General features: G+C 64.7%; 19 protein-coding genes. 11 read left to right on the plus strand and 8 right to left on the minus strand.

Annotated features, from left to right (window positions below):
• Window positions 1-104 precede the first annotated feature (104 nt).
• The 3 genes from rpiA to MJ122_RS20975 all read left to right on the plus strand — a co-directional run bounded on the left by rpiA (window position 105) and on the right by MJ122_RS20975 (window position 3,359).
• The gene (gene rpiA / locus MJ122_RS20965) at window positions 105-776 is read left to right on the plus strand and encodes a ribose-5-phosphate isomerase RpiA (RefSeq protein WP_088420080.1); all 672 of its coding nucleotides are present in this window, start codon (window positions 105-107) and stop codon (window positions 774-776) included.
• A gap of 93 nt (window positions 777-869) precedes the next feature.
• A complete protein-coding gene (locus MJ122_RS20970; protein ID WP_239745916.1) occupies window positions 870-1,202 on the plus strand; it encodes a YegP family protein in 333 nt (110 codons plus the stop codon).
• 213 nt (window positions 1,203-1,415) lie between these two features.
• Window positions 1,416-3,359 (plus strand): autotransporter domain-containing protein, encoded by a 1,944-nt coding sequence (locus tag MJ122_RS20975; protein WP_239745917.1) that lies wholly within the window; start codon window positions 1,416-1,418, stop codon window positions 3,357-3,359.
• Between the two features lie 98 nt (window positions 3,360-3,457).
• Here the strand turns inward: MJ122_RS20975 and MJ122_RS20980 are convergent, their stop codons facing one another.
• Both MJ122_RS20980 and MJ122_RS20985 read right to left on the minus strand, forming a co-directional pair.
• Window positions 3,458-4,228 carry a CatB-related O-acetyltransferase gene (locus MJ122_RS20980; RefSeq protein ID WP_239745918.1) on the minus strand — a complete coding sequence of 257 codons (771 nt, stop codon included), beginning with the start codon at window positions 4,226-4,228 and terminating at the stop codon, window positions 3,458-3,460.
• Between the two features lie 62 nt (window positions 4,229-4,290).
• Window positions 4,291-5,223 (minus strand): SdiA-regulated domain-containing protein, encoded by a 933-nt coding sequence (locus tag MJ122_RS20985; protein ID WP_088420072.1) that lies wholly within the window; start codon window positions 5,221-5,223, stop codon window positions 4,291-4,293.
• A gap of 139 nt (window positions 5,224-5,362) precedes the next feature.
• Here MJ122_RS20985 and MJ122_RS20990 point away from each other — a divergent pair, with 139 nt between their 5' ends.
• The 7 genes from MJ122_RS20990 to MJ122_RS21020 all read left to right on the plus strand — a co-directional run bounded on the left by MJ122_RS20990 (window position 5,363) and on the right by MJ122_RS21020 (window position 13,445).
• Window positions 5,363-6,379 (plus strand): AraC family transcriptional regulator, encoded by a 1,017-nt coding sequence (locus tag MJ122_RS20990; RefSeq protein WP_239745919.1) that lies wholly within the window; start codon window positions 5,363-5,365, stop codon window positions 6,377-6,379.
• A 342-nt stretch (window positions 6,380-6,721) separates the two neighbouring features.
• Window positions 6,722-7,771 (plus strand): ABC transporter ATP-binding protein, encoded by a 1,050-nt coding sequence (locus MJ122_RS20995; protein WP_239745920.1) that lies wholly within the window; start codon window positions 6,722-6,724, stop codon window positions 7,769-7,771.
• Window positions 7,768-8,682, plus strand: a complete 915-nt coding sequence (locus MJ122_RS21000) for an ABC transporter permease (RefSeq protein WP_239745921.1) — start codon at window positions 7,768-7,770, stop codon at window positions 8,680-8,682. Before MJ122_RS20995 ends, MJ122_RS21000 begins: the two co-directional genes overlap by 4 nt.
• A complete protein-coding gene (locus MJ122_RS21005; RefSeq protein ID WP_045215587.1) occupies window positions 8,679-9,467 on the plus strand; it encodes an ABC transporter permease in 789 nt (262 codons plus the stop codon). The genes MJ122_RS21000 and MJ122_RS21005 overlap by 4 nt, the downstream gene beginning before the upstream one ends.
• Before the next feature lie 43 nt (window positions 9,468-9,510).
• Window positions 9,511-10,560, plus strand: a complete 1,050-nt coding sequence (locus MJ122_RS21010; RefSeq protein ID WP_017520829.1) for an extracellular solute-binding protein — start codon at window positions 9,511-9,513, stop codon at window positions 10,558-10,560.
• A gap of 388 nt (window positions 10,561-10,948) precedes the next feature.
• Window positions 10,949-12,358 (plus strand): APC family permease, encoded by a 1,410-nt coding sequence (locus MJ122_RS21015; RefSeq protein WP_088420064.1) that lies wholly within the window; start codon window positions 10,949-10,951, stop codon window positions 12,356-12,358.
• 55 nt (window positions 12,359-12,413) lie between these two features.
• The gene (locus tag MJ122_RS21020) at window positions 12,414-13,445 is read left to right on the plus strand and encodes a histone deacetylase family protein (RefSeq protein WP_017520827.1); all 1,032 of its coding nucleotides are present in this window, start codon (window positions 12,414-12,416) and stop codon (window positions 13,443-13,445) included.
• A gap of 264 nt (window positions 13,446-13,709) precedes the next feature.
• On the opposite strand, the gene MJ122_RS21025 is transcribed toward MJ122_RS21020, so the two are convergent.
• From MJ122_RS21025 to MJ122_RS21040, 4 genes are all read right to left on the minus strand, one after another.
• Entirely contained in the window at window positions 13,710-14,093 is a 384-nt protein-coding gene (locus tag MJ122_RS21025; RefSeq protein WP_239745922.1) for a NirD/YgiW/YdeI family stress tolerance protein, read from the minus strand.
• Between the two features lie 118 nt (window positions 14,094-14,211).
• Window positions 14,212-15,132 carry an SdiA-regulated domain-containing protein gene (locus MJ122_RS21030; RefSeq protein WP_239745923.1) on the minus strand — a complete coding sequence of 307 codons (921 nt, stop codon included), beginning with the start codon at window positions 15,130-15,132 and terminating at the stop codon, window positions 14,212-14,214.
• An 84-nt stretch (window positions 15,133-15,216) separates the two neighbouring features.
• Window positions 15,217-15,882, minus strand: coding sequence for a fumarylacetoacetate hydrolase family protein (locus MJ122_RS21035; protein WP_239745924.1), 666 nt, complete (start codon window positions 15,880-15,882; stop codon window positions 15,217-15,219).
• Between the two features lie 158 nt (window positions 15,883-16,040).
• On the minus strand, window positions 16,041-17,435 hold the full coding sequence (locus MJ122_RS21040; protein WP_088420056.1) for an FAD-binding oxidoreductase: 1,395 nt from the start codon (window positions 17,433-17,435) through the stop codon (window positions 16,041-16,043).
• Between the two features lie 190 nt (window positions 17,436-17,625).
• Between MJ122_RS21040 and serA the strand changes: the two genes are divergently transcribed.
• On the plus strand, window positions 17,626-18,855 hold the full coding sequence (serA, locus tag MJ122_RS21045; RefSeq protein ID WP_045215566.1) for a phosphoglycerate dehydrogenase: 1,230 nt from the start codon (window positions 17,626-17,628) through the stop codon (window positions 18,853-18,855).
• A gap of 182 nt (window positions 18,856-19,037) precedes the next feature.
• On the opposite strand, the gene MJ122_RS21050 is transcribed toward serA, so the two are convergent.
• Both MJ122_RS21050 and MJ122_RS21055 read right to left on the minus strand, forming a co-directional pair.
• A complete protein-coding gene (locus MJ122_RS21050) occupies window positions 19,038-19,469 on the minus strand; it encodes a DUF4399 domain-containing protein (protein ID WP_088420054.1) in 432 nt (143 codons plus the stop codon).
• Between the two features lie 142 nt (window positions 19,470-19,611).
• Entirely contained in the window at window positions 19,612-20,106 is a 495-nt protein-coding gene (locus MJ122_RS21055) for a DUF523 domain-containing protein (RefSeq protein WP_088420052.1), read from the minus strand.
• Window positions 20,107-20,358 lie beyond the last annotated feature (252 nt).

The following is a 20,358-nucleotide window of genomic DNA, read 5'->3' on the forward strand; positions in this document are numbered from 1 at the left end:
GTTGCCCGGCGGCGCAACACCGGCGCGCCCCGGGCCGCTATAATCCGCCCTCTCGACTATTCCCCGGCGCTTTCGCGCCCAGCCAGGTAAGAAGACCCTTCGCCATGAACCAGGATCAGCTCAAGCAGGCAGTGGCCCAGGCCGCCGTCGACCACATCCTTCCGCACCTCGACAGCAAGAGCATCGTCGGCGTGGGCACCGGCTCCACCGCCAACTTCTTCATCGACCTGCTGGCCAAGCACAAGGCCGAGTTCGACGGCGCCGTGGCCAGCTCCGAAGCCACTGCCCAGCGCCTGAAGGGCCACGGCATCCCGGTCTACGACCTGAACACCGTCAGCGAGCTGGAGTTCTATGTCGATGGCGCCGACGAGACCAACGAGCGCCTGGAGCTGATCAAGGGCGGCGGCGCGGCGCTGACCCGCGAGAAGATCGTCGCGGCGGTCGCCAAGCAGTTCATCTGCATTGCCGACGCCAGCAAGCTGGTGCCGATCCTCGGCGGCTTCCCGCTGCCGGTGGAAGTCATCCCCATGGCCCGCAGCCACGTGGCGCGCCAGCTGGTGAAGCTGGGCGGCGACCCGGTGTACCGCGAGGGCGTGCTGACCGACAACGGCAACATCATCCTCGACGTGCACAACCTGCGCATCGACAGCCCGGTGCAACTGGAAGAAGCCATCAACAACATCGTCGGCGTGGTCACCAACGGCCTGTTCGCAGCACGCCCGGCTGATTTGCTGCTGCTGGGCACCGCTGAAGGCGTGAAGACGCTCAAGGTCTGAGCCCGCGAGGCGCCATCCGCCGGATGGCGCCTTCCAGAGCGCCTGCTGCCGTCTACGCTGGGATGACCGAGTCCTTCCGCAAGGAGATGCAGCATGGCCGCCAAGTATCATCTGAAGAAGGCCAGTGATGGCCAGTTCCTCTTCAACCTCCACGCCAGCAATGGCGAGATCGTCCTGACCAGCGAGCTCTACAAGGCCAAGCCTTCGGCCGTGGGCGGCATCGAGTCAGTGCGCAGCAACTCCCAGCGCGAGGGCGCCTTCGAGATCAAGGTCGCCAGCAACGGCAAGCATTACTTCGTGCTCAAGGCCAGCAACGGCCAGGTCGTCGGGCAGAGCCAGATGTACGCCAGCAAGGCCACCGCCGACGCCGGGGTGACAGCGGTAAAACGCTATGCACCCGAAGCGCCGATCAGCGACGACACCTGATAACGCACTGACTTGGTGAGCGCCCCCGCGCGCAGGCCTTTCACGGCCGGCCTATCCGCCGGTCGTGTATCGCTATTGTTACAGTGGCGCGACACCCTCGGATACTGAAGCGTCAAATTCCGCCCATCTCCGGCGAACCGGTCCACATCCTGCTTTCCTCCGCCGCACGCATCGAAGACCGATGCGATTCCAATCGACACAGAGGAAAGTGCCGTGTTCAAACCCTTAGCCGTTGCGGTCAGCCTGGGCTGCGCTGCGCGGGCGATCGACGCCAATGCCTACGAATACGGGGAATACGCCGGGGATACCCTCGACACCCTGATCAACGATTACCCCGGCCGTTACCGCGGTACCGCCAGCTTCGCCGGCGCCACCGCGCTGATGCAGTCGCGCCTGGGCTTCGGCTACCAGACGCAGGTCCAGGACTTCACCTGGGCCGGCAACCGCAGCTCGCAGAACGTCATCGCCAGCGCTCCGGGCAGCAGTGGCCAGTACGTGGTGCTGGGCGCCCACTACGACACCTACTACGGCCGCCCCACACTGCAGGGCCTGGACGATAACGGCTCGGGCGCCGCCGTGCTGACGGAGATCGCCCGCAACCTGGGCGGCATCGCCCTGGAGAACGGCCTGGAAGTGGTCGGTTTCGGCGCCGAAGAGGAAGGCCTGCGCGGTTCGCGCGCCTACGTCGCCTCCCTGAGCGACGAGCAGCGCAGCAACCTGCTGGGCATGATCAACCTCGACAGTCTCATTACCGGCGACAGGATGTACGCCCACGCCGGCTTCAACAGCGTCGACAACCCCGCACTGGGCGCCTACCGCGACCAGCTCCTGCGCATCGCCCAGGAACTGAAGATTCCGCTGTTCACCAACCCTGGCCTGAACGAGGAATATCCCGCCGGCACCGGATGCTGCAGCGACGGCGAAAGCTTCGAAGGGCTGAACGTCCCGGTGCTGTTCATCGAGGCCACCAACTGGGAGCTGGGCGACCTGGATGGCTATGTGCAGACCGACAACCCCGCCATTCCCGGCGGTGCCACCTGGCACAACCCGACCCTGGACAACGAGCAGGTCCTCACCGGCGCCTTCGGCCAGGAGCGCATCGACCAGCGTCTGCGCGACTTCTCCCGCTTGCTCACGCGACTGGTGCTGGAGCTGACCAACGCCGACCTGCTCGCGTCCACCGCCTCCGGTGGCGCCATGGCCCGGCAGATGGAAGACCAGCTGCAGCGCCAGCACCTGGCCCTGACCCGCCTGCACGACCGCCGGTGGCTGACGCTGCTGGGCACTTCCCGCCCAGTCGGCAGCTTCGACGGTGCCGTCGGCGTCGAAGGCGAAACCACCCCCGAAAGCGGCTTCGACATGCCCGGAGACCCGCGCTCGCACCGCGCCGGTGTCAACCTGCTGGGCGACTATCGCGCCAGCGAGGCCGTGACCGTCGGCGGCAGCCTGAGCTTCCAGCGCAGCCGCGACAACCTGGACCACAGCGCCCGCCTGGAAGCGGAAACCTGGCAGCTGGGTCTCTACGGCCTGCTCAACGATGGCGGTCCGGTCTGGCTGGGCGGCGAGCTGAGCGCAGGCTATGCCGACTTCGACGGCAAGCGTTCGGTGTACCTGAAGGCGAAGAACGGCCCGGTGCTGCTCGACCAGCGCATCGACGGCGATACCAACGCCTGGTTCTGGGGCGCACGGGTCGACGGCGGCTATGACTTCGACATCGCCGGCATCAAGACCGGGCCGCAAGGCGGGCTGGACTACGTGCACTACAAGATCGACGATTTCAACGAGGACGACGACCTGCGTACTGCGCTGGGCTATGAGAAGCAGGACTACGATTCGGTAGAAGCCAGCCTCGGCTGGGGCCTGCGCGGCGAGCTGCCGCTGGGCAACCGCATGGCCGTGCAGCCCTATGCCAGCGTGCGCTGGGTGAAGGAACTGGCAGACGGCCGCCTGGACGATATCGCGCTGACCGCCCTGGGCGATGGCCGCACCCGTAACGCTGACCTGGGCGACGTGGACAAGGACTTCGGGCGCGCCCAGGCCGGCGCCCTGCTGGCAGTCACCGAGCAGTTGGGCGTGTTCGCCGAGGCCAACTCGCGCTTCGCCCACAGCGAAGGCAGCCAGGCGTCCTACTCCCTCGGCGTGCAGTGGCAGTTCTGATCGATGCTGAGCGAGGCGCCCTCCGGGGCGTCTCGCGCTTCTTGTGCAGCGGGCCGTAATCGGGCTCGCCGGCCTGCTTCAGCGGCAACTGCCTGGCGTCATGTGTCGGAGGCATCGGTCAGCGACGCGGACTGAGCCGGCTCCGCCGGCATCACTCGAAGTCGGAAGGGCTCCGAAGCAATCTGCAGACGTCGCGGACGAACAGCCGCTGGCGGTGTTATTTTTTCCAGGGCCACCAGACAGGCTTGTGGATCATCCAGCGGAAGCTCGCCCAGGACGTCCAGCGGCAAGTCCCACCAGCGACTGGCCAACAGGCCTTCGATGACCTCCGGCTCGAAGCGATAGCGAATCACCCGCGCCGGCGTCCCGGCAACGATGGCGTAGGGCGGTACATCGCTGTTCACCAGCGACTGCGCGCCAATGATGGCCCCTGTACCAATCTTGACGCCGTCGAGGATCAGCACGTCGCGGCCGATCCACACGTCATGGCCGATCACCACCGGGCGGTAGGGGTGGTCGCGCTTGATCGGGCGGTTGATCAATCTGGGGTTGGAAGCGAAGTGATGGGTGGTCAGCCAGTCGATGGGGTGCGATTGGCGCGCCTGGCCGATCACCACTTCGGTGGCGATCGAGCAATAGCGTCCGATGCGCGAGACGTGGCGAAACTCGCTGCCGCTGACGATATCGGTGTAGGCGCCGATTTCCAGGTCGGTGGAGTAGATCTTCGCCTTGCCGATCTTCACGCCCGGCTCCAACGACAGGCGCGCACCGTCACGCAGTGACTTGATGCCACCGGCGAGGCGGCACTGATGCCCGGCGAGGGATTTTTTCAGACGCCGATTGATCAGCGCCTCTTGAATGACATTCATGGCCCAATCCCGGCTCAACGCCACTACTTAGGATTCGGAAGGCGGCCACTGTATCTCCTTTGTTACTGAGACTCCAATGACGGCGACTTTCGGAAGACATAAAAGAGATTCGGTTCACTGACCACGTACAAAGTGCCCTGGTCGTCCATTGCAATGCCTTCGGCCTGCGGCACGCTGCGCCGCAATCCCTGCATCCCGCGCAACAGCGAGAGGGAGCTGATCGGCTCACCATCGGCGCTCAGCTCGAGTACCAGCCGCGACTCGTCGGACAGAGCCAGCAGGTGCCCGCTGCGCTCGTCGTACTGCAGGCTGGAAAGGTCGCGGACGAACAGGTTGCGGTTGTGCTGCAGGTCTTCCACGACATGGACGGCAATGGGCTGCTCCGTCTGCTCGTAGGGGAAGCCGCGCACTTCGTAGATATGCACCGGCTTGCGCTCTTTGGCGACAAACAGGCGCTTGCCCACCGAATCATAGGCCAGCCCTTCGAAACCGCTGTTGCCGCCACGCCCCAGCGCCAGGGCGAGTTGCTGGGCGTCTTCGACGTGCAGCTCCCGGGTGTCATCGCGCAATTCCACACGGATCAGCCGCTGGTGGGTTTCATCGGTGATCACATAGACATTGCGACTGATGTACTCGATGGCCTCGGTGTCGCCGAAGCCATGCAGATCGATCTTGCGCAGCACTTTGCCCTCCAGCGACAGCTCGATGATCTGCGGACGCTGGTTGGTCACCGTGAACAGGGTCTGGCGGTCCGGGTCGTAGGTCAGCGCCGAGACGTCGTCATCCAGTCCCTCGATCGGCTGGGCCTCCAGCACCACGCGGTAGTCGGGCAGCCAGATGGACTTTTCCTGCCACTCGGCGGCGTGCAGCCATTCATTGAGCTTGAACCAGGCGCGCTCGTAGACCCGGAAGCTCTGGCCCAGCGCAAGCAGAGCGGCCAGGGCCAGCAGTGCCAGGAGCAGGAAAAGACGGCGGGGTTTGAGCAGTTGGCGCATGGAAGACTCGAACGGGGGAGTGGCGTGGCAGAGTGACAGCAGCGCCTGAAGCCAAGCTTAAAGGTCACCTGGAACTGCCGGCAGGCTAGAGTCAGGTTAGCGCAAGACCGTCGGCAGACCTTTCGTAAGAGGCATACAGATGGCCCAGCACCTGCTCCCCGAACAACGCCAGCAGGCGACCCTGCACACCGTGGTGCTGGCGACCGAGGTGCTGCACCACGCCGGCGTATCGCGCCCTAAGCTGCTGGAAGGCAGCGGCATCGGCGAGGCGGACCTGCTGACGCCGGAAAAGCTGATCACCCACGCGCAGGAACTGCGGGTCTTTGCCAACGCACTCAACTGCCACCACGATCCGGCACTGGGCCTCTACCTCGGCCTGCGCATGCACGTCTCGGCGTACGGCATCCTCGGCTACAGCATGCTCGCCAGCCGCACCCTGCGCGATGCGCTGCAACTGGCGCTGTCCTTTCCCGAGCTGCTCGGCACCTACTTCCGCCTGGCGCTGACGCCGCAGGGCGACGAAGTCCACCTGACCGCCGACGGCTACCGCTACGCGCCGGAGCTGACCGTGTTCAACACCGAGCTGTGCCTGACCTCGCTGCTGACGGTGATCCGCGACCTGCTCGGCGAGTCGGTACGTCCTCGGCGCCTGCTGCTGGCTTACCGGCCGCCGCTGCATGCGGAGACCTACACCGAGCGCCTGGGCTGCCCGGTGGATTTCGGCGCCCCCACCAGCGCCCTGTGCTTCAGCCCGGCGCTGCTGGACCGGCCGCTGCCACTGGCCGACCCTGTCAGTTGCCACAACGGCGTGCAGCAGTGCCTGCGCATGAGCGGGATGCTCAGCGCCCGTGGCGATGTGATCGACCAGTTGCGCCAGCACCTGGCCAGTCACCTGCCGGCCACCGCCAGCCTGGACAGCGTGGCGCGCCACCTGCACCGCTCCACCCGTACCCTGCGGCGGCATTTGCAGCAGCAGAACACCAGTTATCAGCAGGTGCTCGACGAGGTGCGCTTCGACCGCGCACGGCAGCTGCTCAAGGACACAGACCTGCCGATCTACCTGATTGCCGAACAGCTGGGCTACAGCGAGACGGCCAGCTTCCGGCATGCCTTCCAGCGCTGGAGCGGGGCGAGTCCGAGCTTGTACCGAGGCTGATGCCCAGCCCGCCTCGTAGGATGGCGTGGAGCGAAGCGATACCCATCAGCCCGGCACCGCCAGCATGGGTATCGCCTAGGCTCCACCCATCGTGCAACCTGCCACACCCATTGTTTCTCACCACCTCCACGCCCCCAGATCGTCCAGCACAGCAATCCGCTGACGCCCGAAATCCAGCATGTCAGAGTGCATTTTCAACTTGGCCTGATTTATCCCTTATTGGCCTGATCTATCGTTCTGCGCATCGGGCCGCTTGGTCATTATCAATCCGCAGCTAGGTGAAACGGTCCTAGAAACCGTAAAACCTCAACAATAACAACTGCTTAACTGCATGGTACGAGCATGACCAGCGCGATCACCATCGAGCGGATATGCATGGAGTTCGGTACACCCGGACAAGGCCTCAAGGCCCTGGACGACGTGTCACTGGAAATCCGCGCCAACGAATTCTTCACCCTCCTCGGCCCCTCCGGCTGCGGCAAGACCACCTTGCTGCGACTGATCGCCGGCTTCGAACAACCCTCCTCCGGCAGCATTCGCCTGTATGGCGACGCGATGGAAGGCCTTCCGCCCTTCAAGCGCCCGGTCAATACCGTCTTCCAGAGCTACGCCCTGTTCCCGCACATGACCGTAGCCCAGAACATCGCCTTCGGCCTGGAAATGCAGGGCAAGCAACGCAGCGACATCGACGCCACCGTGCAGAAGATGCTCGACCTGGTGCGCCTGCCCGACGTCGGCAAGCGCCGCGCCGACCAGCTCTCCGGCGGCCAGCAACAGCGCATCGCCCTGGCCCGCGCCCTGGCCAGCCGGCCCAAGGTGCTGCTGCTCGACGAATCGCTTTCCGCGCTGGACCTGAAGCTGCGCAAGGAAATGCAGATCGAGCTCAAGCGCCTGCAGCACGAGACCGGTATCACCTTCATCTTCGTCACCCACGACCAGGAAGAAGCCCTGACCATGTCCGACCGCATCGCGGTGATGAGTCGCGGCAAGGTCATGCAGATCGGCACCCCCACCGAGATCTACGAGGCACCGGTCAACCGCCTGGTGGCCGACTTCATCGGCGAGACCAACTTCCTCGAAGGGGAATCCAGCGGCGACAGCGTGCGCCTGCCCGACGGCCAGTTGCTGCCGGCCGCCACCACCCTGCCTGGCAAGGTAACCCTGGCGATCCGCCCCGAACGCACCGAGCTCGCGCAGGACGGCCAGCTCGAAGGCGTAGTCGAGAACATCGTCTACGTCGGCACCGACACCGTGTACCACCTCAATGTCGCCGGTCAAGGCGGCTTCCGGGTCCGTCAGCAGAACCGCGACGGCGCCCTTTCCACCCACGCGCCCGGCGCGCGGGTGCGGGTCCGCGTTCCCGCCACCGCCATCCGGGTGCTGGCCGAATGAGTACACTGCGCGCACAAGCGGAACGCAGATCCCTGTTCAATCGCCTGGCCCTGACCAGCCCGGCGATGATCATGCTGATCGTGTTCCTGGTCCTGCCGCTGGGCATCATGTTCGCCGTGTCGATCCAGGCACCGGGCGACTATGGCGGCGTGAAGTGGGGCCAGCACACCGTCGAGGCCTATATCAACTTCCTCTGGGAGCGCGACCTGGACGACAGCCTGTCGTTCAACGCCGACTACCTGGGCATCTTCCAGCGCTCGTTCTGGCTGTCGATCCTGACCACCCTGGGCTGCGTGCTGATCGGCTTCCCCACCGCGCTGTACCTGGCGCTGCAGGACGAACGCCGGCGCAACCTGCTGCTGTTCCTGGTCACGGTGCCGTTCTGGACCAACCTGCTGGTGCGGGTCTATGCCTGGATGCTGCTGCTGCGCAACGGCGGGCTGATCGACGAAGGGCTGCACGGGCTGGGCTTTTCCGACGCCTCGCTGGGCATTCTCTACACCGACAACGCGGTGATCATCGGCCTGCTCTACACCTACCTGCCGTTCATGGTCCTGCCCATCTACACGAGCCTTGAGAAGATGGACTGGCGCCTGGTGGAAGCGGCCTTCGACCTGGGCGCCAACCGCTGGAAGGCGCTCAAGCGGATCATCATCCCGCTGGCCATGCCCGGCATCGTCGCCGGCTGCATCCTGGTGTTCATCCCCTCGCTGGGCAGCTACATCATTCCCGAGCTGCTTGGAGGCGGTAAGTCGCTGATGATCGGCAACCTGATCCAGCTGCAGTTCGGCACGGCGCACAACTGGCCGTTCGGCGCGGCGCTGTCCTTCGCCCTGCTGGCCTTCGTGCTGCTGGCGATGATGATCTACAGCATGCGGTTCAAACAGGGCGCGTCGGGAGGTCATCCATGAAGTCGGCCAACCCGCTCTGGCGCTTCACCGGGGTCCGGCCCGCCGCCTGGCTGTTCTTCGCCTTCCTCTACATCCCGATCTTCGTGCTGGTGGTGCTGAGCTTCAACAGCGGCCAGTCAGCCACGCTGTGGGAAAGCTTCAGCCTGAAGTGGTACTCGGTCGTCGCGGATGACCCGGAGATCCTGCGCGCGGCGAAGAACTCGCTGATCGTCGCCACCCTGGCCACCGTGGTTGCCACTACCCTGGCCACGCTCGCCGCGCTGGGCATGCGCGGTCGCTCGTTCCGTGGGCAGACGCTGATGAGCGGTGTGCTGGGCCTGCCGCTGCTGGTGCCGGAGATCGTCACCGCCGTGGCGACCCTGATGTTCTTCGCCTTCATCGGCCTGAAGCTGTCGCTGTTCACCATCCTGCTGGCGCACATCGTGTTCTGCATTCCCTTCGCCTACCTGCCGATCCGCGCCCGCCTCGAAGGCATGGACCCACGGCTGGCGGAAGCGGCGGCGGACCTCTATGCCTCGCCGTGGAAGACCTTCTGGAAGGTGACCTTCCCCCTGCTGACGCCGGGGATCGTGTCCGGGGCGATGCTGGCGTTCATCATCTCGATGGACGACTTCGTCATCACCTACTTCGTCGCCGGTGCCGGAGCCACCACCCTGCCGGTGTACATCTTCAGCTCCATCCGAATGGGGATTTCCCCGAAGATCAACGCCATATCTTCAATAATACTGTTGATTTCCATCGCGTTCGTTGCGTTGTCGTACTACGTCGGCCAGCGTCGCCGCTGACCTCCTGCCGCCAAACAAAACAACATTGCAAGGAGCTTCACCGATGAAATTCCGCCGTACCCCCATCGCCCGCGCGCTCGTCGCCGCCAGCCTGCTGCTGGCCGGCAGCGCCCACGCAGAAGGCACCCTGCACTTCGCCAACTGGTCCGACTACTTCCCGCCGGAACTGCTGAAGAAGTTCGAGAAGGACACCGGCATCCACGCCACCCTCGACTCCTACGACAGCAACGAAACCCTGCTGGCCAAGCTGAAAGCCGGTGGCGGCGCCTATGACGTGGTCGTGCCGTCGGACAGCTTCATCGAGATCTTCGTCAAGGAAGGCCTGCTGCAGAAGCTCGACAAGTCGCAGCTGCCGAACCTGGCCAACCTGAAGGACAAGTTCAAGACCCTGACCTACGACCCGGGCCACGACTACTCCGTGCCCTATCTGTGGGGCACCACCGGCTACAGCTACGACAGCGCCAAGGTCCCCGGCGGCAAGCTGGATGAAAGCTGGAAACCGTTCTTCGAGCCGCCGGCGGAGCTGAAAGGCAAGGTCGTCGCGCTCAACTCCATCGAGGAGCTGTACGCCCCGGCGTCCTATTACCTGGGCGTCGACGAGTGCACCGAGGACCCGAAAGAGGCGGCGAAGATCCAGGACCTGCTGCTCAAGCAGAAACCCATGCTGGCCATGTACAACAGCGACGGCACCATCGAACGCATGGCCGCCGGCGAAGTCTCCATGCACCAGCAATGGAACGGCGCCTTCCACCGCGCCCACGCCCAGCGCGCCAGCCTGGTCTACGTCTATCCCAAGGAAGGCGTGCGCCTGTTCATCGACAACCTGACCATTCCCAAGGACGCCACCAACATCAAGGAGGCCCATGCCTTCCTGAACTGGATGATGCAGCCTGAGAACATCGCCCTGGCCTCCAACTTCGCCAAGTACAACAACGCGATCGAAGGCTCGGACAAGTTCATGGACAAGGAGCTGTTCGACGACCCGGCGATCAACACCCCGGCGGACAAGCTGGATCGCCTGAAGCCCTTCAAGCTCTGCTCGCCCAAGGCCCTGCAGCTGCGCTCCAAGGTCTGGACCAAGCTGAAGAAATGACCGAGAGGTCACCCGGCGCGGCGGTGCGCGCCGGGTGACCCTGACAGCCAGTTTGGCCATTTCGATCCCTTTTTGACCCTTTGCAGGGTTCTGCCCGGCACCCTCGGTTGCTAGAGTCGGGCGGCTCGCGCAGGGAGCGGCTGGAAAGGCGGCCAGCCCTTGCACCATCACAGATGGCGCAGGGAAATCCCGAGGGAACGCGAGCGCGTTATCCACAAGAACAAATGCCCCGAGAACGCCCATGACCAGCTTTTGCGTCACCCTGCAGAAAACACCCTCATTCCTCGCGCGTCGTCAGCGCTGCGGCTGAGCCGCAAGCCGACGACATCAGGACGGCCACCGAACGCCGCCCGCCCGCACGACAACCATAAAATCGCGAGGAATCCCCATGGCCAGCCAACACAGCGCCAGTACTGCGCCTACTCCAAAGAGCACTCCACAGATCACCCGACAGGGCACCCCGGCCAGCGCCGACGCCCGCCTGAAACGCGTCCTGGGCCTCCCCGCCCTGGTCTTCTTCGGCCTGGTCTACATGGTCCCGCTGACCATGTTCACCACTTACGGCGTGGTCACCGAGATGACCGGCGGCCGTACCGCCACCGCCTACCTGATCACCCTGCTGGCGATGCTGTTCACCGCAGCCTCCTACAGCTTCATGGTGCGCAAGTACCCGATCTCCGGCTCCGCATACTCCTACACCAGCCTGAGCTTCGGCCCCGTGGTCGGCTTCCTGTCCGGCTGGTCGCTGCTGCTCGATTACCTGTTCCTGCCGATGATCAACTACCTGCTCATCGGCCTGTTCATGAACATCGCCTTCCCGGAAATCCCGGCCTGGATGTTCGTGGTCGCCTCCATCGCCCTGGTCACCGTGCTCAACGTGGTCGGCATCAGCCAGGTCGCCGGCATGAGCAACGTCATAGTCGGCGCGCAACTGGTGTTCATCGTGGTGTTCGTGGTCATGTCGATCAAGACACTGTCCGGCGGCGCGGCGATCGACTTCAGCCTGCCCTTCGTCGGTGATGGCAGCCAGCCCGGCTTCGCCCCGCTGATGGCCGGCGCCGCGGTGCTGTGCCTGTCGTTCCTGGGCTTCGACGCGGTCTCGACCATGGCCGAGGAAACCCGCGACGCGCGCCGTGACATCCCCCGCGCGATCATCATCACCACCGTGATCGCCGGCCTGATGTTCACCCTGCTGGCGATCATCAGCCAGCTGGTGTTCCCCGGCAGCGTGTTCCAGAACGCCGACTCGGCGGCCAACGAGGTGATGCTCAAGGCCGGTGGCCAGTTCCTCGGCAACTTCTTCACCTCCGCCTACATCGCCGGCTGCATCGGCTCGGCGCTGGCGTCCCAGGCCTCGGTGTCGCGCATCATCTTCACCATGGGCCGTGACGGCATCCTGCCGCGTAGCCTGTTCGGCGTCCTGCACGCACGTTTCCAGACCCCGGTGGTGGCGATCCTGGTGGTCTCCGCCGTGTCCCTGCTGGCCATCGTGCTGGACCTGACCACCCTCGCATCGATGATCAGCTTCGGCGCGCTGGTGGCCTTCTCCGTGGTCAACCTGGCGGTGATCCGCACCTACCTGGGCGTCGAGCGCCGCCGCGGGGCGAAGAACGTCCTGCTGTACGGAGCCATCCCGTTCATCGGCCTGTGCCTGACCCTGTGGCTGTGGACCAGCCTCTCGCAGCTGACGCTGGTCGTCGGCCTGAGCTGGTTCGCGGTCGGCTTCGCCTACCTGGCGGTGCATACCGGCGGCTTCCGTCGCAAGGCGCCGACTGTGAATTTCGAGGAAAACGCCTGACGGCAGAGCTATCCAGAACCCAACGGGCGCCCGGAGGCGCCCTCAGGAGCGCGTGATGTTGACGATCTACACCGACGACCATCGCTTGCACCACGGTCAGCATGAGCTGATCGGCGGCCAATTCACCCCCTGCTTCGAAAAGCCCAGCCGTGCCGACATGGTGCTGGACCGGGCCAAGGCGGTGAAACTGGGCGACATCCAGGCCCCGCGCGATTTCGGCCTGGAACCCATCCTGAGGGTGCACAGCGAAGGCTTCGTGCGGTTCCTGCAGCATGCCTGGCGCGACTGGCTGGCCACCGGCCGGACCCACGACATGCTGCCGATCTGCTGGCCGACCCGCCGCCTGCGGCAGAAGGAGCCCGACAGCATCGACGGCCGCCTGGGCTACTACAGCCTGGACGCCGGTGCGCCAATCACCGCCGGCACCTGGCAGGCGGTGCTCAGCTCGGTGAACGTAGCGATGACCGGCCAGGCCGAACTGGCCAAGGGCGCGCGCTCGGTGTTCTCGCTGTGCCGCCCGCCGGGCCACCACGCCTCGGCGGACTTCATGGGCGGCTACTGCTTCTTCAACAACGCGGCCATCGCCGCCCAGTCGATCCTCGACCAGGGCGCCAACCGCGTGGCCATCCTCGACGTCGACTACCACCACGGCAACGGCACCCAGGACATCTTCTACGACCGCGCCGACGTGCTGTTCACCTCGATCCACGGCGACCCGCGCTTCGAGTACCCGTACTTCCTCGGCTACGCCGACGAGAAGGGCCAGGGCGTGGGCGAAGGCTTCAACTTCAACTATCCGCTGGCCTCGGGCAGCGACTGGTCGGTGTGGAGCCTGGCACTGCAGGCGGCGATCCGGCAGATCTCGGCGTACAAGCCCGACGTGCTGATCGTCTCGCTGGGCGTGGACACCTACAAGGAAGACCCGATCTCCCAGTTCAAGCTGGACAGCCCGGACTACCTGCGCATGGGCGAGGCCATCGGCAAGCTGGGCCTGCCGACCCTGTTCGTGATGGAAGGCGGTTACGCGGTGGAAGAGATCGGTATCAACGCGATCAACGTGCTGCAGGGGTTTGAAAGCATCGGTTGAGGTGCTGTGGGATCGAACGCCTGAGCCCTTGCCGCGGGCCTGAGAGCCCCTCTCCCCAGCCCTGGCTGCGCGCCCCGCTCCGAAGGGAGAGGGAGCCGTTCGGCGCTGCAGCTCATCTCGGAGTTTCGCTTGATGCCACTCAGTCCCCTCTCCCTTTAGGGAGAGGCGGCGGAGCGTCTTCCAGCGAATCAACGCCGTCCAGTAAATGCAAAAAGCCGCGCCGGGGAGGGGGATTCCCGGCGCGGCTTTTTCGTTGGCGCGCGATTACTGGAGGATTTCCACGCGGTCCACATCGATGTCGGTGGGCTTGACCTTGTGGTGGTCGACCTCACCGGTCAGACGAACCTTGGTGTTCTCGGAAACCGAGGTGCCGGCCGGCCAATCGTCGTTGTCGATCTCGACCTGGATGCTGCCGGTGGCGTCCTTGAACTCGTAGTGCTCGCTGCTGATACGCTTGGTGATGGTGCCTTCGAGCACGACCTTGGTGTCATCGGCGGCGGCCTGGGCCTTTTTCACCGTGGTGATCTGGCCGGCGGCAGCAGCGGCGGGCTGGGCATCGCTGCCCGGGCCGGTATAGCCGCCAGCGGCGAAGGTGACGGTGGAGAACAGGCCAACGGCGGCGATCAGCGGAAGGTGAGTCAGTTTCATGTAGGTGCCTCCTGCGGCGTTTTCGATGGGGTCAGCTTAGGACCGATGACTGAAATCAGCCTGAATCCGGACTTAACCCAACCTTAAAGCCACCGAACATTTCTGCCCCCGCTCCAGATCAATCCGCCTTGGGAGGCTCCGCCTCGCGCTTGAACACGTAGAACAGGTCCGGCTCGCTCACCATGTAGATGGTCCCCTGCTCGTCGATGGCCACGCCCTCGGCGCGCGGGATGCGGTTCTCCAGGCCGTTGAGTCCGCCGAGCAGGCTGATGAAGCTGATCGGCTCGCCTTTCTCGTCCAGCTCCAGCAGCAGGTGCGACTCCGCCGACAGCACCAGGGTGTGCCCGGTGCGCGGGTCGATGCTCAGCGCCGAGACATTGGTCATCAGCAGGTCGCTGGGCAGCGGCTGCAGGGCTCCGCTCAGATGTGGACCGCCGTTGCTGGCGAGACTGAAGAGCGCCAGCGGGTCGCGCTCCTGCCCAAGCACCAGGCGATGTTGACGCGGGTCCCAGGCGATCCCTTCGATACCCTTGTTCTTCTTGCCACGTGGGCCGAGGTCGAAGCTGGACAGCTTCGCGGTGCTCAGCTCTCGGGTCTGCGGGTCGACCTGGAAGATGGTCAGGGAATTCTGGCGCTCGTCGGTCACGGCGATATTGCCGTTCTCCAGCACCGCCACGCCTTCCGGGTTGGACATGCCCAGCAGGCGGATCACCCGCAGAACGTCACCGGTGAGCGACAGCTCGGCCAGCAGCGGTTTCTTTCCGGTGACGGTGAACAGGGTGCGGGTCACCGGGTTGTAGGCCAGGTCGGAGGTCTCCTGCCCCTCGAGGCCACCCTTGAGCGGCTTGGCCTGGATTACCGCGCGGTAGCCGGGCAGCCAGACGCTTTCCGAGCGGGCCTGGGCGCTGGTGTCCTGCTCGCGCAACCAGAGGCGGGCGCGGTCATCCCAGTGGAAGCGGGACGTCAGGTAGCCGAGCACCACCAGGATGAACAGCAGGGCCAGCAGCAGCCAGCGAGGGCGAAGAATGGACATGGTCATGACGACTCTTGTTGGTCAGCACGGCGAGGTGCCCCGCAACAAGCGAAGGCCGCACAAACGGCGGCCTTCGGCGGGACAACGGTGTTAAAGCACGCGGCTTTCGAATCGGCTGGCGCCGGGAAGTTCCAGCACCACCTCACTGCCGCTCTTGAGCGGGCCGACGCCGACCGGAGTGCCGGTGGAGACCACGTCGCCCGGCTGCAGCGAGAAGTGCCCGCAGATGTGCTGGATCAGCGGCACGATGGGATTGAGCATGTCACGGCTGTTGCCGTCCTGGCGGACTTCGCCGTCGATCACCAGACGGATGCCGATGTCGGTCGGGTCCGGGAAATGGTCGGCGCTGACGAAGGGCGCCAGCACGAAGGCGCCGTCGAAGGACTTGGCCAGCTCCCAGGGCAGGCCCTTTTCCTTCAGCCTGGCCTGCACGTCGCGCAGGGTCAGGTCCAGGGCCGGGGCGTAGCCGGAAATGGCGTCCAGCACCTCCTCGGCGCTCGGCTTGCGCGAGAGCGGCTTGCCGATCAGCACGGCGATTTCCGCCTCGTAGTGCACCGAGCCACGGTCCTCGGGGATGGAGAAACCACCGGCCTGCGACACGGTGCAGGAGCCCGGCTTGATGAACAGCAGCGGCTCGGTCGGTACCGGGTTGTTCAGCTCCTTGGCGTGCTCCGCGTAGTTGCGGCCGACACAGACCACCTTGCCCAGGGTGAAATGGATCGGGGTGCCATCGACATACTGGTGCTGGTAACTCATGACCGACTCCTGAACGCATGGAAGAGATGATCCGCGCGGGGCACGTGATCCCTCGCGGTTGCCCGCATCCTGCCGGCGCACGCGCCACTTCCCGTGACGCTGATGTGCAAAGGGCCGGCCCCTCTATCCCAAGTGCCGGCCCTTCTGGATGACGCGACTTACTCGGCGAAGATCTTGCCAGGGTTCATGATCCCGTTCGGGTCGAACACCGCCTTGACCGCCTTCATGTAGCCGATTTCAGCCTCCGAGCGAGAGTACCCCAGGTAGTCGCGCTTGGTCATGCCCACGCCGTGTTCGGCGGAGATGGAGCCGTTGTACTTCTGCACGGTCTCGAAGACCCACTTGTTGACGGTCGCGCACTTGGCGAAGAACTCGTCCTTGGTCAGATTCTCGGGCTTGAGGATATTCAGGTGCAGGTTGCCATCGCCGATGTGGCCGAACCAGACCACTTCGAAATCGGGGTAGTTGGCCGCGACGATGTCGTCGATGTCCTTGAGGAAGGCCGGGACCTTGCCGACGGTGACGGAGATGTCGTTCTTGTACGGCGTCCAGTGGGAGATGGTCTCGGAGATGTACTCGCGCAGCTTCCACAGGTTCTGCAGCTGCTGCTCGCTCTGGCTCATCACGCCATCGAGGACCCAGCCCTGCTCTACACAATGTTCGAAAGTCGCCAGCGCCTCGTTGGCCACTTCCTCGGTGCTCGCCTCGAATTCCAGCAGGGCATAGAACGGGCAGTCGGTCTCGAAGGCCGGCGGCACGTCGCCACGGGCCATGATCTTGGCCAGGGCCTTGTCGGAGAAGAACTCGAAGGCGGTCAGGTCCAGCTTGTTCTGGAAGGCGTGCAGCACCGGCATGATCGAATCGAAGTCCGGGGTCCCCAGGACCATCGCGGTGAGGTTCTTCGGCTGGCGCTCCAGGCGCATGGTGGCCTCGACCACGAAGCCCAGGGTGCCTTCGGCGCCGATGAACAGCTGGCGCAGGTCGTAGCCGGTGGCGTTCTTGATCAGGTCCTTGTTCAGCTCCAGCAGGTCGCCCTTGCCGGTGACGACCTTCAGACCGGCCACCCAGTTGCGGGTCATGCCGTAGCGAATGACCTTGATCCCGCCGGCATTGGTGCCGATGTTGCCGCCGATCTGGCTGGAACCGGAAGATGCGAAGTCCACCGGATAGTAAAGGCCGTGCTCTTCGGCGAAGGTCTGCAGCTGCTTGGTGATCACGCCCGGCTGGCAGACCACGGTGCGATCGAACTCGTTGAATTCCAGCACCTTGTTCATGTAGTCGAAAGCCACGACCACTTCGCCGTTGGCCGCGACAGCGGCGGCGGACAGGCCGGTACGACCACCGGATGGAACCAGCGCGACCTTGTGCTCATTGGCCCAGCGGACGATGGCCTGGACCTGCTCGGTGCTCTTGGGGAAGGCGATCGCCAGGGGCGCCGGGGCAAAATGCTTGGTCCAATCCTTGCCGTAGGTGTCGAGGGAATCGGCGTCTGTCAGCAGCTTCCCGGCATCCAGCAGGGGCTTGAGCGATTCGATCAGGGCGTCGCGGGTCATTGGAGGAACTCTCAAATGGTTCATGGTCGTCCTGAGAACAGCTCAGGTCGCAACCGGGCAAGGAAAAGGGAGAACATGCTAGCATACGCACCCCACGCAGATCGCCACCTGGCGCCAAGCCTGGCACCGGCCGGTCCGGCCTGAGCTGTTCAATTTCTCGCCACATCCCGGGACTACAGGTTCAAAGCAGATGAGCAAGACTTCTCTCGACAAGAGCAAGATCAAATTCCTTCTCCTTGAAGGCGTGCACCAGAACGCCGTCGACACCCTCAAGGCGGCCGGCTACTCCAACATCGAGTACCTCAAGACCGCTCTGTCCGGTGACGAGCTGAAGGAAAAGATTGCCGATGCCCACTTCATCGGTATCCGCTCCCGCACCCAGCTGACCGAAGAAGTCTTCGACGCTGCCAAGAAGCTGATCGCCGTGGGTTGCTTCTGCATCGGCACCAACCAGGTCGACCTGAACGCAGCCCGCGAGCGCGGCATCGCCGTGTTCAACGCGCCTTATTCCAATACCCGTTCGGTGGCCGAACTGGTGCTGGCCGAGGCCATCCTGCTGCTGCGCGGCATTCCGGAGAAGAACGCTTCCTGCCACCGCGGCGGCTGGATCAAGTCCGCCGCCAACTCCTTCGAGATCCGCGGCAAGAAGCTGGGCATCGTCGGCTACGGCTCGATCGGCACCCAGCTCTCGGTCCTGGCCGAAGCACTGGGCATGCAGGTGTTCTTCTACGACACCGTGACCAAGCTGCCGCTGGGTAACGCCCAGCAGGTCGGCAACCTGCACGAGCTGCTCGGCATGTCCGACATCGTCTCGCTGCACGTGCCGGAGCTGCCGTCCACCCAGTGGATGATCGGCGAGAAGGAAATCCGCGCCATCAAGAAGGGCGGCATCCTGATCAACGCCGCCCGTGGCACCGTGGTCGAACTGGACCACCTGGCCGCCGCGATCAAGGACGAGCACCTGATCGGCGCCGCCATCGACGTATTCCCGGTCGAGCCCAAGTCCAACGACGACGAGTTCGAAAGCCCGCTGCGCGGCCTGGATCGCGTGATCCTGACCCCGCACATCGGCGGTTCCACCGCCGAAGCCCAGGCCAACATCGGCCTGGAAGTGGCCGAGAAGCTGGTCAAGTACAGCGACAACGGTACCTCGGTGTCCTCGGTCAACTTCCCGGAAGTGGCCCTGCCGTCGCACCCGGGCAAGCACCGCCTGCTGCACATCCACGAGAACATCCCGGGTGTGATGAGCGAAATCAACAAGGTGTTCGCCGACAACGGCATCAACATCTCCGGCCAGTACCTGCAGACCAACGACAAGGTCGGCTACGTGGTGATCGACGTCGACGCCGAGTACTCGGACCTGGCGCTGGAGAAGCTGCAGCACGTGAACGGCACCATCCGCAGCCGCGTGCTGTTCTAAGCGCTGCCCGTGGTAAGAAAAAAGGAGGCCTTCGGGCCTCCTTTTTTCGTTTCAATCGCACGGAGTTCAACGCCACGTAGGAGCGGACTTCGTCCGCGATCGGTATCCGGCGCGTGGCGAACCTATCGCGGACAGAGTCCGCTCCTACGCGTATGTCAGCCCGCCGTTGAAGCGTTCTCCCGTCATTTGACGTTGACGGTGATCTGCTGCGACTCCACCGGCGGGTCGAACGGTACGTGGTTCTTGTCACCCACCAGCAGTTGCAGGGTGTGCTTGCCCGGTGGCAGGGTCACCTGGGTCTCGGTCTGCCCCTTGCCGAAGTGCTTGATCTGTTCGGTCATGGGCAGCGGCATATTCATCGCCGGCTGCTCCTTGAGGTCGATCAGCAGGTGGTGGTGGCCGGTGGCCGGCGAATCCACGCCGGCCGGCGCGACGCCCATGCCCTTGAGACCGAATTTGACGGTGAAGGTCTTGTCCACCGTGGCGCCGTCGGCCGGCTCGATGAAGTACACCTTCGCGCCTTCCGGAGCCGGGGTGCGTGGGATATCGGCGGCAACGGCAGAGGTGCCGGCGAGCAGCGCGGCAAGGCCCAGGCAAGGCAGCAGGGTTCTCATGTTCTTCTCCTTCTACATGGAAATCGAAAAGGCGAAGGGCCCGCTCAGGCCGGTCTCGCCGTTCCGCATGGAACGCACAAGCATAGGCGCCAGGACGCAAGGCTCAAGGAAAATAGTGCATCTTCGAGTGTCGGCGGCCGCTCTAGCCTCCGGCTTCCAGCCCGGCCAGACAGACGGCGGCGGCATCCAGCTCTTCCTCGCTGAACACCAGCACGCCCATGCGCTTGAGGGCAGCGGCAGTGACGCCTTCGCCCGCGACCTTCCGGCCACTGAAGCTGCCGTCGTAGTTCTCGCGGTTGCCGCAGGAAGGGCTGCGCGCCTTGAGCACCGCCAGGCGGATGTCGTGGCGGCGCACCAGCGCCATGGCTTCCTCGGCGCCGAGCAGGAAGGCGTCGCTGACATCCTCGCCCTCCACCGTCATCACCGGGCGCGCCCGCTCCAGCACCGCCATGCCCTGGCCGCCGGGGATCTCCGCCGGAGCGCGGGGCGTCGGCAGGCCGCCGGCGACTTCCGGACACAGCGCGACCACCCGCCCCTGGTCCAGCCAGCGCGATAGCAGGTCGAACGGCCCGTGCGCGCCGCCATCGTAGCGAACGCGATGGCCAAGCAGGCAGCGGCTGACGAGAACCTTCTGCATGGGCGAATCACTCCCTTTTGGAAGGGGACAGACTAGCCGCTCGCCGTTTTCCGGTCACGCCGGGTAACGCAACTTTCATCGGCGCGTCTGTCGCAACAGGTTTCCGGCCTGCCGAAAGTCGGGTTCTTGAGCGGCGTACCGGTCGTCGGTGCCTGCCTGGGCACAACCTTCGACGGGAACAGCCGCCCGGCACTGGCTGCGCGACGGGCCGCCACCCAGACTCGCGCATCGGCCAATCGCCATGGAGCCTCC

Source organism: Pseudomonas sp. DP-17 (genome assembly GCF_022380625.1).
GTDB lineage: Bacteria > Pseudomonadota > Gammaproteobacteria > Pseudomonadales > Pseudomonadaceae > Pseudomonas > Pseudomonas nitroreducens_A.

Excerpts from the sequence above, each read along its gene's own strand:
- rpiA (WP_088420080.1), top strand. The coding sequence starts at position 105 with ATGAACCAGGATCAGCTCAAGCAGGCAGTGGCCCAGGCCGCCGTCGAC.
- MJ122_RS20970 (WP_239745916.1), top strand. The coding sequence starts at position 870 with ATGGCCGCCAAGTATCATCTGAAGAAGGCCAGTGATGGCCAGTTCCTC.
- MJ122_RS20980 (WP_239745918.1), bottom strand. The coding sequence starts at position 4,228 with ATGAATGTCATTCAAGAGGCGCTGATCAATCGGCGTCTGAAAAAATCC.
- MJ122_RS20985 (WP_088420072.1), bottom strand. The coding sequence starts at position 5,223 with ATGCGCCAACTGCTCAAACCCCGCCGTCTTTTCCTGCTCCTGGCACTG.
- MJ122_RS20990 (WP_239745919.1), top strand. The coding sequence starts at position 5,363 with ATGGCCCAGCACCTGCTCCCCGAACAACGCCAGCAGGCGACCCTGCAC.
- MJ122_RS20995 (WP_239745920.1), top strand. The coding sequence starts at position 6,722 with ATGACCAGCGCGATCACCATCGAGCGGATATGCATGGAGTTCGGTACA.
- MJ122_RS21000 (WP_239745921.1), top strand. The coding sequence starts at position 7,768 with ATGAGTACACTGCGCGCACAAGCGGAACGCAGATCCCTGTTCAATCGC.
- MJ122_RS21005 (WP_045215587.1), top strand. The coding sequence starts at position 8,679 with ATGAAGTCGGCCAACCCGCTCTGGCGCTTCACCGGGGTCCGGCCCGCC.
- MJ122_RS21010 (WP_017520829.1), top strand. The coding sequence starts at position 9,511 with ATGAAATTCCGCCGTACCCCCATCGCCCGCGCGCTCGTCGCCGCCAGC.
- MJ122_RS21015 (WP_088420064.1), top strand. The coding sequence starts at position 10,949 with ATGGCCAGCCAACACAGCGCCAGTACTGCGCCTACTCCAAAGAGCACT.
- MJ122_RS21020 (WP_017520827.1), top strand. The coding sequence starts at position 12,414 with ATGTTGACGATCTACACCGACGACCATCGCTTGCACCACGGTCAGCAT.
- MJ122_RS21025 (WP_239745922.1), bottom strand. The coding sequence starts at position 14,093 with ATGAAACTGACTCACCTTCCGCTGATCGCCGCCGTTGGCCTGTTCTCC.
- MJ122_RS21030 (WP_239745923.1), bottom strand. The coding sequence starts at position 15,132 with ATGACCATGTCCATTCTTCGCCCTCGCTGGCTGCTGCTGGCCCTGCTG.
- MJ122_RS21035 (WP_239745924.1), bottom strand. The coding sequence starts at position 15,882 with ATGAGTTACCAGCACCAGTATGTCGATGGCACCCCGATCCATTTCACC.
- MJ122_RS21040 (WP_088420056.1), bottom strand. The coding sequence starts at position 17,435 with ATGACCCGCGACGCCCTGATCGAATCGCTCAAGCCCCTGCTGGATGCC.
- serA (WP_045215566.1), top strand. The coding sequence starts at position 17,626 with ATGAGCAAGACTTCTCTCGACAAGAGCAAGATCAAATTCCTTCTCCTT.
- MJ122_RS21050 (WP_088420054.1), bottom strand. The coding sequence starts at position 19,469 with ATGAGAACCCTGCTGCCTTGCCTGGGCCTTGCCGCGCTGCTCGCCGGC.
- MJ122_RS21055 (WP_088420052.1), bottom strand. The coding sequence starts at position 20,106 with ATGCAGAAGGTTCTCGTCAGCCGCTGCCTGCTTGGCCATCGCGTTCGC.